The organism is Salmonella sp. 741265055_HSA, assembly GCF_046569525.1.
Taxonomy (GTDB): Bacteria; Pseudomonadota; Gammaproteobacteria; order Enterobacterales; family Enterobacteriaceae; genus Salmonella; species Salmonella enterica.
Genome location: NZ_JBKFSQ010000063.1, coordinates 1 through 10,963 on the forward strand (window position 1 = coordinate 1; position 10,963 = coordinate 10,963).

The 10,963-nt window shown below is 52.7% G+C and carries 7 protein-coding genes and 4 tRNA genes; 2 read left to right on the forward strand and 9 right to left on the reverse strand.

The features are described from left to right. Positions 1-100: 100 nt before the first annotated feature. The 9 genes from ACLD4K_RS21325 to nagB form a co-directional block, all read right to left on the reverse strand. Positions 101-177 (reverse strand) — tRNA-Met (locus ACLD4K_RS21325). 15 nt (positions 178-192) lie between these two features. After that, positions 193-267: transfer RNA gene (locus tag ACLD4K_RS21330), tRNA-Gln, on the reverse strand. Positions 268-290: 23 nt separating this feature from the next. Beyond that, positions 291-375 (reverse strand) — tRNA-Leu (locus ACLD4K_RS21335). Positions 376-383: 8 nt separating this feature from the next. Beyond that, positions 384-460: transfer RNA gene (locus tag ACLD4K_RS21340), tRNA-Met, on the reverse strand. A gap of 221 nt (positions 461-681) precedes the next feature. After that, positions 682-2,346: an asparagine synthase B gene (gene asnB / locus ACLD4K_RS21345; protein WP_000337041.1), complete on the reverse strand. Its 1,665-nt coding sequence runs from the start codon at positions 2,344-2,346 to the stop codon at positions 682-684. A 289-nt stretch (positions 2,347-2,635) separates the two neighbouring features. Further along, positions 2,636-3,388: a ribonucleotide monophosphatase NagD gene (gene nagD, locus ACLD4K_RS21350; RefSeq protein ID WP_000153143.1), complete on the reverse strand. Its 753-nt coding sequence runs from the start codon at positions 3,386-3,388 to the stop codon at positions 2,636-2,638. A 46-nt stretch (positions 3,389-3,434) separates the two neighbouring features. Beyond that, positions 3,435-4,655, reverse strand: coding sequence for a DNA-binding transcriptional regulator NagC (gene nagC / locus ACLD4K_RS21355; protein WP_000187578.1), 1,221 nt, complete (start codon positions 4,653-4,655; stop codon positions 3,435-3,437). A gap of 4 nt (positions 4,656-4,659) precedes the next feature. Continuing rightward, positions 4,660-5,814: an N-acetylglucosamine-6-phosphate deacetylase gene (nagA, locus tag ACLD4K_RS21360; RefSeq protein ID WP_000271186.1), complete on the reverse strand. Its 1,155-nt coding sequence runs from the start codon at positions 5,812-5,814 to the stop codon at positions 4,660-4,662. A gap of 59 nt (positions 5,815-5,873) precedes the next feature. Further along, the gene (gene nagB / locus ACLD4K_RS21365; RefSeq protein ID WP_001237059.1) at positions 5,874-6,674 is read right to left on the reverse strand and encodes a glucosamine-6-phosphate deaminase; all 801 of its coding nucleotides are present in this window, start codon (positions 6,672-6,674) and stop codon (positions 5,874-5,876) included. A gap of 326 nt (positions 6,675-7,000) precedes the next feature. Between nagB and nagE the strand changes: the two genes are divergently transcribed. Next, complete coding sequence (gene nagE, locus ACLD4K_RS21370; RefSeq protein ID WP_001023069.1) at positions 7,001-8,953, forward strand: PTS N-acetyl glucosamine transporter subunit IIABC; 1,953 nt, start codon at positions 7,001-7,003, stop codon at positions 8,951-8,953. A 210-nt stretch (positions 8,954-9,163) separates the two neighbouring features. Beyond that, complete coding sequence (glnS, locus tag ACLD4K_RS21375; RefSeq protein ID WP_080250823.1) at positions 9,164-10,831, forward strand: glutamine--tRNA ligase; 1,668 nt, start codon at positions 9,164-9,166, stop codon at positions 10,829-10,831. The last annotated feature ends 132 nt before the right edge of the window (positions 10,832-10,963 follow it).

Sequence of the window (10,963 nt, forward strand, 5' to 3'; positions counted from 1 at the left end):
AACCTCGGAATGCCGGAATCAGAATCCGGTGCCTTACCGCTTGGCGATACCCCAACAAATTATTTTCGAACCGGTCGAATACCTCGACGCGTTCTGAATATGGTGGCTACGACGGGATTCGAACCTGTGACCCCATCATTATGAGTGATGTGCTCTAACCAACTGAGCTACGTAGCCAGATGATTTCTTCGATGGCTGGGGTACCTGGATTCGAACCAGGGAATGCCGGTATCAAAAACCGGTGCCTTACCGCTTGGCGATACCCCATCCGTACAACGCTTATCGGTGAATGGTGCGGGAGGCGAGACTTGAACTCGCACACCTTGCGGCGCCAGAACCTAAATCTGGTGCGTCTACCAATTTCGCCACTCCCGCAAAAAAGATGGTGGCTACGACGGGATTCGAACCTGTGACCCCATCATTATGAGTGATGTGCTCTAACCAACTGAGCTACGTAGCCATCTTTTTTCGCGTTACCTTATCGGCGTTGCGGGGCGCATTATGCGTATTGAGCCTTGAAGCGTCAACCTCTTTTTCATCGAAAAACGTCGGAAAGTGTCTGTTTGGTTAGGTTGCGAACAGCGTGGCGCAATATTCGGCAATTATTGGTTATTAATCGTTTTTCCGAAAGTGGTTTGCTATAAAAAAAGAGCCCCTAAGGGCTCTTTCGTCATCGTTAATTTACTGGTACGCTGACTGATGCACGCCGACCGCGCGGCCTGACGGGTCATCCATCGTTTTGAATGCTTCATCCCACTCAATGGCTTTGGCGGAAGAACAGGCCACAGACGGGCCGCCGGGTACGCATTCCGCCGCGCTTGGCACCGGGAACAGCTCTTCAAAAATTTCGCGGTACAGATACGCCTCTTTAGACGACGGCGTGTTGTATGGAAAGCGGAAGCGGGCGGTTTCCAGTTGTTGATCGGAAATCTGTTTCGCCGCCACCTCTTTCAGCGTATCAATCCAGCTATAGCCTACGCCGTCAGAGAACTGCTCTTTCTGACGCCACGCGACGCTTGCTGGCAGATAAGACTCGAAGCACTCGCGCAGCACGTGTTTTTCCATCTTGCCGTTACCGCACATTTTATCCTGTGGGTTGATACGCATCGCCACGTCGAGGAATTTTTTATCCAGGAACGGTACGCGCGCTTCCACGCCCCAGGCGGACATCGCTTTGTTGGCGCGGGCGCAGTCATACATATGCAGCGCCTGTAGCTTACGGACCGTCTCTTCATGTAACTCTTTGGCGTTCGGCGCTTTATGGAAGTACAGGTAGCCGCCAAACACCTCATCGGAACCTTCGCCGGAGAGCACCATTTTGATGCCCATCGCTTTGATCTTACGCGACATCAGATACATTGGCGTTGAGGCACGGATAGTGGTCACGTCATAGGTTTCAATGTGATAGATAACATCACGAATGGCATCAAGGCCTTCCTGCACGGTGAAGTGAATTTCATGATGCACGGTGCCGAGGTGGTTAGCCACTTCCTGGGCCGCCTTCAGGTCAGGCGAACCTTCCAGACCGACCGCAAAAGAGTGCAACTGTGGCCACCAGGCTTCGGAGCGCTCTTGATCTTCGACGCGACGGGCGGCGAATTTTTTGGTGATTGCCGAAATAACCGACGAGTCCAGACCGCCGGAGAGCAGCACGCCGTAAGGGACGTCGGACATCAGGTGGCTTTTCACAGATTCTTCCAGCGCCTGACGCAGCGCGTTTTTGTCGGTGACGTTGTCTTTTACCGCATCGAACTCAAACCAGTCGCGCTGATAGTACTGACGAATTTCGCCGTCTTTGCTCCACAGGTAGCTGCCCGCCGGGAACTCTTTAATGGTGCGGCAGACCGGGGTCAGCGCTTTCATTTCTGACGCTACGTAGAAGTTGCCGAATTCGTCATAGCCCATATAGAGCGGAATAATACCGATATGGTCACGACCAATCAGATAAGCGTCTTTTTCGCTGTCATACAGGGCGAAGGCGAACATCCCCTGTAAATCGTCAAGGAAATCCGGCCCTTTTTCCTGATACAGCGCGAGGATAACTTCGCAGTCGGAGCCTGTCTGGAACGCGTAACGATCGCCATACTCCGCGCGTAACGTCTGATGGTTATAAATTTCACCGTTCACCGCCAGTACGTGGGTTTTTCTGGCGTTATACAGGGGCTGGGCGCCGGCGTTAACATCAACAATCGACAAGCGTTCATGTGCGAGAATCGCGTTATCGCAAGCGTAGATGCCGGACCAGTCCGGGCCGCGATGGCGCATCAGGCGTGACAGTTCAAGGGCTTTTTTACGCAGTTCCGCTGCATCTGTTTTGATATCGAATACGCCGAAAATAGAACACATAGCCTTCTCCGTTAATCTGTTGCGTCGTACTTTTTGTGTTTGCTTGACTAAAAAATGCCGCAAAGGCGTGGAAGGCGCAAGGGGATTACGGTCTGAAAAATGAAAAATGCAATCGTCATTGTTGATTAGTGAAAAATGATTACATATTGCGCGGATTTATTGATGGATCTTCAGTTTTATCGTGGATTAATTGAATTATGTTTTTCCTGATGGCGTTTCGCTTATCAGACCTACAATGTTGTTCGAACCGTAGGCCTGAAAGCTATGCGTCATCAGGCAGAGGACAGGTTTAGATAACGTCGATCTCAGCGACGGAAGGGTAAATCCAGCTTGGGCGGAACGGCATACTGTCAATATCATTGATTGTTGATACGCCTGAAAGCACCAGAATGGTCTCCAGACCGGCCTGGAACCCCGCCAGAATGTCAGTGCGCAGGTTGTCGCCGACGATAACGGTCTCTTCCGAGTGCGCCTGCATTTTGTTTAATGCCGCGCGGATGATCCACGGGCTGGGTTTGCCGACATAAAACGGCTTCCGGCCGGAAATTTTTTCAATGCCTGCGCACAGCGCGCCGCAGGCCGGATAAAAGCCGCGACCGTGGGTATCCGGGTTGGTGGCGATAAAGCGCGCGCCATTGGCGACGAAAAATGCTGCTTTATGCATCATGTCCCAGTTGTAGGAGCGGGTCTCTCCAACGATGACAAAATCAGGGTTCACATCGGTAATAGTAAAACCCGCTTTATAGAGCTCGTGAATGAGCGCGCCTTCGCCCACGACATACGCTTTCTTACCTTCCTGACGGCGCAGAAAATCGGCTGTCGCCATTGCTGACGTATAAAACACGCTGTCCGGCACGTTAACGCCAGCGGTAGCAAAACGGTTCGCCAGATCCTGGCCGGTTTGCGACGGGTAATTGGTCAGCAGCACCAGCGGCAGACCTTTTTCCAGAATCCCCGTCAGAAATTCCGCCGCACCGGGTACGGCTACGTTGTCGTGCATCAGCACGCCGTCGATATCGCAGATTACATTCTTGATGGTCATGAACTACCCAGGGAATTTGTGAATAATCCGATACTATAAGAGCGCATCAACTTTCCAGCAAACGTTGCAGCAATGTTCCGTTGAGCATGGCGCGTTTAACTAAGGCAAATGCGCCGATAGCAGAACGGTGATCCAGCGTGGAGCGTACCACCGGCAAATTTTTGCGAAAGGCCTTTAACGCCTGCGTATTGATACAGCTTTCGATAGCGGGCAACAGGACTTTATCGGCTTCAATGATCTCGCCGGCAATGACGATTTTTTGCGGATTAAACAGGTTGATAGCAATGGCGATCGTTTTGCCCAAATGGCGACCAACATGCTCAATGACTTCCGAGGCCAGGCTGTCGCCCCGGTTTGCCGCCTTACAGATGGTTTTAATCGTGCAGTCGTCAAGCGGAACACGGCTTTGATACCCTTGTTTAAGCAAATTCAGCACCCGTTGTTCAATCGCCGCATTGGCGGCAATGGTTTCCAGACAGCCGAAATTACCGCAGTGGCAGCGCTCACCCAACGGCTCCACCTGAATATGCCCAATTTCGCCGACGTTGCCGTTACGGCCAATGAAGATGCGTCCGTTGGAGATAATCCCGGCGCCTGTACCACGATGAACGCGCACCAGAATCGAGTCCTCGCAATCCTGACTGGCGCCGAAGTAGTGTTCCGCCAGCGCCAGGCTACGGATATCGTGTCCCACGAAACAGGTAACGTGAAACCGTTTTTCCAGCGCTTCGACCAGTCCCCAGTTTTCAACCTGAATGTGCGGCATGTAACGAATCACGCCGCTTTCCGGATCGACAAGCCCTGGCAGGATCACCGAGATAGCGATCAATTCACGAATTTTACGCTGACAGCTATCAATAAAGACGGCGATAGTGTTGAGCAGCGCATGTTCCAGCGTCTCCTGGGTGCGCTCCGGTAGCGGATAATGCTCCTCAGCGACCACTTTACTGCTCAGATCGTAGAGCGTTAAAGTGGTGTCATGACGGCCCAGGCGAACGCCAATGGCATGGAAGTTACGGGTTTCCGTGACGATAGAGATAGCGCGGCGGCCTCCGGTAGAGGCCTGCTGATCGACTTCTTTGATCAGCCCGCGTTCAATGAGTTGACGCGTAATTTTCGTTACGCTGGCGGGAGCAAGCTGGCTTTGCTCGGCAATTTGTATGCGCGAGATAGGACCATGCTGGTCAATCAGGCGGTAAACGGCCGCGCTGTTAAGCTGTTTTACGAGATCAACGTTACCTATCTGAGCTTGTCCGCCTGGTGTCATATTCTCACTTACTCAAGTCAACGACCTCGTCACCATTAACGATGGTCTTGATAATTTTAAAATCGTGGGTGAACGCGGTCAGGTTGGCGACTTTACCCGGCGCAATGCTACCGAGATGCTTATCAACGCCGATAGCGCGTGCCGGATAGAGCGTTGCCATACGCAGCACTTCATCCAGCGCGATGCCGCAATGCGCGACCAGGTTACGTACGCCTTCAATCATGGTTAAGGACGAACCGCTCAACGTACCGTTTTCATCCACACACAGTCCATTGCGGTAGTATATTGTTTTACCTGCGAAAATGAACTGCTCAATATTGGCCCCCGCCGGTGCGGTGGCGTCTGTCACCAGACAAAGTTTGTCGCCTTTAAGGCGTTTGGCATTGCGAATGTTGGCATAGTCGACATGCAGACCATCGGCGATAACGCCGCAATAAATATCCGCTTCGTCCAGAACAGCGCCAGCAAGGCCCGGCTCACGCCCTGTAATGTACGGCATCGCGTTAAACAGGTGAGTCGCAAAGGTAATCCCGGCGCGGAAGCCCGCTTTTGCCTCTTTTAACGTCGCGTTGGAGTGGCCTGCGGAAACCACAATGCCCGCATTCGCCAGTTTAGCGATTACGTCAGCAGGCACCATTTCCGGCGCGAGTGTAACTTTGGTGATGACGTCGGCATTATCGCACAAGAAATCGACCAGCGCAGCGTCTGGTTTACGTACGAAATCAGGATTATGGGTGCCTTTTTTTACCAGATTAAGCCAGGGCCCTTCCAGGTGGAGACCCAGCGCCTGGTGCGGATGTTTTTCCAGGTATTCGCGCATGACGCGAATGCCCTGTTTCATCAATTCATCGCTGGTAGTGATAAGCGTTGGCAGAAAGTTAGTACAGCCCGATTTTTCATTGGCTTTCTGCATAATTTCCAGCGTTTCAACGCTGACGGCTTCTGCGGTATCGTTAAACTGCACGCCGCCGCAGCCGTTTAGCTGCACATCAATAAAACCGGGGGAGAGAATGGCCCCATTCAATGAGCGTTGTTCTATTCCCGGCGGCAGTTCGGCCATCGGACAAACGCGGTCAATCAGGCCATTAGCGACAACAAGCGCATGGTCATCAAGAATTTCGTGACCGGTAAAGATCCGGCCCTGGGTTAAAGCATACATTCCGACCCCCGATATCAAAAATTTACCGCCCCGCATTGACTGGCGGGGCGGAGACAACATTACAGACCTTTAATATTTTCTGCTTCTAATTCATTGAAATATTTCAATGTTTTAACTTTAAGTTCCATTGTGGACGGCTCATCGCATACCACAACCGCTTTCGGATGGAGTTGCAGGCAGCTAATGGTCCACATGTGGTTGACGTTGCCTTCAACCGCCGCCTGCAGCGCCTGGGCTTTCTGATGGCCCAGCACCAGAATCATCACTTCTTCCGCATCCAGCAGCGTGCCTACGCCTACCGTCAGCGCGTATTTCGGCACCTGGTTTACGTCGCCGTCAAAGAAGCGGGAGTTCGCTACGCGAGTATCATGGGTTAACGTTTTGATACGGGTACGGGAAGCCAGGGAAGAAGCCGGTTCGTTAAAGGCGATGTGACCGTCGTTGCCGACGCCGCCCATAAACAGATGGATTTTACCGTAAGAACGAATTTTTTCTTCATATTGACGGCATTCTGCATCGATATCCGGTGCGTTACCGTTGAGAAGATTGATGTTTTCTGCTGGAATATCAACGTGATCGAAAAAGTTACGATGCATAAAGCTGTGGTAGCTTTCCGGGTGCTCTTTCGGCAGGCCAACATATTCGTCCATATTAAAGGTGACCACATGCTTAAAGCTGACCTCGCCCGCTTTGTGCATCTCAACCAGCGCTTTGTACGCCGTTAGCGGCGTGCCGCCGGTAGGCAGTCCAAGGACAAACGGACGATCGGCGGTCGGTTTGAACGCATTAATACGGTTAACGATATGGCGAGCGGCCCATTTGCCAACCTGTTCTGCGGTACTCAGGGGGATCAGTCTCATTCTTCACCTCAATAATCAATGTCAAAATTTGGCGGATCGTATTAAGCGTAACCTGGATATCCAGGGTTCGTGTTCAATCCGTCCTGATTTTTTGAATCATAAAATAAGTTTTCCGTGTTAGCCAGTGGATGGTGGGGGTAATTACGATATTTAGTGATTATAATCACAAAAAACACCCGTTTAATTTGCGAGGCGAATTAATTTTCCACACACTCTGCAGAAGATGATCTCACCGTTCGATTACAGAACATCACGTTTTTAACGTTTGCAGCACAATAAAAAACGGCTTCAAAGAAGCCATATCGGCGTCTCATAGGGGGAATAAGATGAATATTTTAGGTTTTTTCCAGCGGCTGGGTAGGGCGTTGCAGCTCCCTATCGCCGTGTTGCCGGTGGCAGCGTTGTTGCTGCGATTCGGCCAACCAGATTTGCTGAATATGCCGTTTATCGCGCAAGCGGGCGGGTCTATTTTCGATAACCTGGCACTGGTTTTCGCTATCGGCGTGGCATCCAGTTGGTCTAAAGATAGCGCCGGCGCGGCAGCGCTGGCGGGAGCCGTGGGTTACTTCGTCATGACCAAAGCGATGGTGACGATTAACCCGGAAATCAACATGGGCGTGCTGGCGGGGATTATTACCGGTCTGGTCGGCGGCGCGGTTTATAATCGCTGGTCTGGTATCAAACTGCCTGATTTTCTCAGTTTCTTCGGTGGAAAACGTTTTGTGCCGATCGCAACGGGCTTTTTCTGTCTGGTGCTGGCCGCTATTTTCGGTTACGTCTGGCCGCCGGTACAGCATGGCATCCATGCGGGCGGTGAATGGATCGTTTCCGCAGGCGCGCTGGGTTCCGGTATCTTTGGCTTCATCAACCGTCTGCTGATCCCAACCGGTCTGCATCAGGTACTGAACACCATCGCCTGGTTCCAGATTGGCGAATTCACCAATGCCGCAGGCACTGTATTCCACGGCGACATCAACCGCTTCTATGCTGGCGACGGCACGGCGGGGATGTTTATGTCCGGCTTCTTCCCGATCATGATGTTTGGTCTGCCGGGCGCCGCTCTGGCGATGTATTTCGCCGCGCCGAAAGAACGTCGTCCGATGGTGGGCGGTATGCTGCTGTCTGTCGCGATCACCGCGTTTCTGACCGGCGTAACCGAGCCGCTGGAATTCCTGTTTATGTTCCTGGCACCGCTGCTGTACCTCCTGCACGCCATTTTGACCGGTATCAGCCTGTTCGTCGCGACGTTGCTGGGTATCCATGCGGGCTTCTCTTTCTCGGCAGGCGCTATTGACTATGTTCTGATGTATAACCTGCCAGCGGCCAGCAATAACGTCTGGATGTTGCTGGTGATGGGCGTTGTATTCTTTATCATCTACTTCCTGCTGTTCAGCGCGGTTATTCGTATGTTTAACCTGAAAACGCCGGGCCGCGAAGATAAAGTTGATGAGATGGTAACGGAAGAAGCCAACAGCAACACCGAAGAAGGGTTAACGCAACTGGCGACCAGCTATATTGCTGCGGTTGGCGGTACGGACAACCTGAAAGCGATCGATGCGTGTATTACCCGTCTGCGCCTGACCGTGAATGACTCTGCTCGCGTCAACGATGCGGCCTGCAAACGCCTCGGCGCTTCCGGCGTGGTGAAACTGAACAAACAGACCATTCAGGTTATTGTCGGCGCGAAAGCGGAATCGATTGGCGATGAAATGAAGAAAGTGGTGGCGCGGGGACCGGTCGCGGCAGCGTCTGCTGATGCGGCTCACGTTGCGACACCTGCTCCGGCGGCCAAACCCCAGGCGGTGCCGAATGCGGTGACTATCGCTGAACTGGTCTCTCCGATTACCGGTGAGGTAGTGGCGCTGGATCAGGTACCGGATGAAGCTTTCGCCAGCAAAGCGGTCGGCGACGGCGTGGCGGTGAAACCCACCGATAAAACCGTGGTTTCTCCGGCGGCGGGTACTATCGTGAAAATCTTCAACACTAACCACGCGTTCTGTCTGGAAACCGAGAAAGGCGCGGAGATCGTTGTCCATATGGGTATCGATACCGTCGCGCTGAACGGTCAGGGCTTCAAGCGTCTGGTAGAAGAGGGTGCGGAAGTCACGGCGGGGCAGCCGGTGCTGGAACTGGATCTGGACTTCCTGAATGCCAATGCGCGCTCCATGATAAGCCCGGTTGTTTGCAGCAACAGCGATGACTTCAGCGCTCTGGTCATCAAAGCGGATGGTCACGTGGTAGCGGGTCAAACGCCGCTGTACGAGATCAAGAGCAAATAATCGCTTCCTGGCCGGATAAGGCGTAAGACGTCATCCGGCGATATCACAAAAAACATAAGCGGCAGAGGGAAACCTTCGCCGCTTTTTTTTACCGCAATTAGCCCCAATATTTTCTGCAAAGCCACTTTTTAAGTAACTAAAGGTTGTCAGTCTGTCCGGCTTATAAGATCATATGCCGTTATACGTTGTTTACGCTTTGAGGAATCCACGATGAGTGAGGCTGAAGCCCGCCCGACTAACTTTATTCGTCAGATTATTGATGAAGATCTGGCGAGTGGTAAACATACCACTGTCCATACCCGTTTTCCGCCGGAGCCGAATGGCTATCTGCACATCGGCCACGCGAAATCTATCTGCCTGAACTTTGGCATTGCGCAAGATTATCAGGGCCAGTGCAACCTGCGTTTCGATGACACCAACCCGGTAAAAGAAGATATCGAGTACGTTGATTCGATCAAAAACGACGTCGAGTGGTTAGGCTTTCACTGGTCTGGCGATATTCGCTACTCCTCCGATTACTTTGACCAACTGCACGCCTATGCGGTCGAGCTAATCAATAAAGGCCTGGCCTACGTTGATGAGCTGACGCCGGAGCAGATCCGCGAATACCGCGGTACGCTGACCGCGCCGGGTAAAAACAGCCCGTTCCGCGATCGCAGCGTCGAAGAGAACCTCGCGCTATTTGAAAAAATGCGTACCGGCGGTTTTGAAGAGGGTAAAGCCTGTCTGCGCGCTAAAATCGACATGGCGTCGCCGTTTATCGTGATGCGCGATCCGGTGCTGTATCGCATTAAATTCGCCGAGCATCATCAGACCGGCACGAAGTGGTGCATCTACCCGATGTACGACTTTACTCACTGCATCAGCGATGCGCTGGAAGGCATTACTCATTCTCTGTGTACGCTGGAGTTCCAGGACAACCGTCGTCTGTACGACTGGGTGCTGGACAACATCACCATTCCGGTTCACCCGCGCCAGTACGAATTCTCGCGGCTGAATCTGGAATACACCGTGATGTCCAAGCGTAAGCTGAATCTGCTGGTGACCGACAAACACGTCGAAGGCTGGGACGATCCGCGTATGCCGACTATTTCCGGTCTGCGCCGTCGCGGCTATACCGCGGCTTCTATCCGTGAGTTCTGCAAACGCATCGGCGTCACCAAGCAGGACAACACCATTGAGATGGCGTCGCTGGAATCCTGCATTCGCGAAGATCTGAACGAAAACGCGCCTCGCGCGATGGCGGTAATCGATCCGGTAAAACTGGTTATCGAAAACTACCCGCAGGGCGAGAGCGAAATGGTTACCATGCCTAACCATCCGAATAAACCGGAGATGGGCAGCCGTGAAGTGCCGTTTAGCGGTGAGATCTGGATCGATCGCGCAGATTTCCGCGAAGAAGCGAACAAACAGTACAAGCGTCTGGTGATGGGCAAAGAAGTGCGTCTGCGTAATGCCTACGTCATTAAAGCGGAGCGCGTAGAGAAGGATGCCGAAGGGAATATCACCACCATCTTCTGTACCTATGATGCCGATACGCTGAGTAAAGATCCGGCTGACGGGCGTAAAGTGAAAGGCGTAATCCACTGGGTTAGCTCAGCACATGCGTTGCCGATTGAAATTCGTCTCTACGACCGTCTGTTCAGCGTGCCGAACCCGGGCGCCGCGGAGGACTTCCTGTCCGTTATCAACCCCGAATCATTAGTGATTAAGCAGGGTTATGGCGAGCCGTCGCTGAAAGCGGCGGTAGCAGGGAAAGCTTTCCAGTTTGAACGTGAAGGCTACTTCTGCCTCGACAGCCGCTATGCAACGGCCGATAAGCTGGTCTTTAACCGCACCGTGGGCCTGCGTGATACCTGGGCGAAAGCGGGCGAATAAGCACTGCGCCAACAGGCGAATGCTGTAAAAATACCTTGTCAACGCCGCGTTTTGCGGCGTTTTTTCTCTGCATTTCCAAGAGCCTATCCCATTAGGGCTATTTTACTTGCCATTTTGGACCTGGGCAGTGCT

Coding starts and splice junctions, on each gene's coding strand:
- asnB (WP_000337041.1), bottom strand. CDS start 2,346: ATGTGTTCTATTTTCGGCGTATTCGATATCAAAACAGATGCAGCGGAA.
- nagD (WP_000153143.1), bottom strand. CDS start 3,388: ATGACCATCAAGAATGTAATCTGCGATATCGACGGCGTGCTGATGCAC.
- nagC (WP_000187578.1), bottom strand. CDS start 4,655: ATGACACCAGGCGGACAAGCTCAGATAGGTAACGTTGATCTCGTAAAA.
- nagA (WP_000271186.1), bottom strand. CDS start 5,814: ATGTATGCTTTAACCCAGGGCCGGATCTTTACCGGTCACGAAATTCTT.
- nagB (WP_001237059.1), bottom strand. CDS start 6,674: ATGAGACTGATCCCCCTGAGTACCGCAGAACAGGTTGGCAAATGGGCC.
- nagE (WP_001023069.1), top strand. CDS start 7,001: ATGAATATTTTAGGTTTTTTCCAGCGGCTGGGTAGGGCGTTGCAGCTC.
- glnS (WP_080250823.1), top strand. CDS start 9,164: ATGAGTGAGGCTGAAGCCCGCCCGACTAACTTTATTCGTCAGATTATT.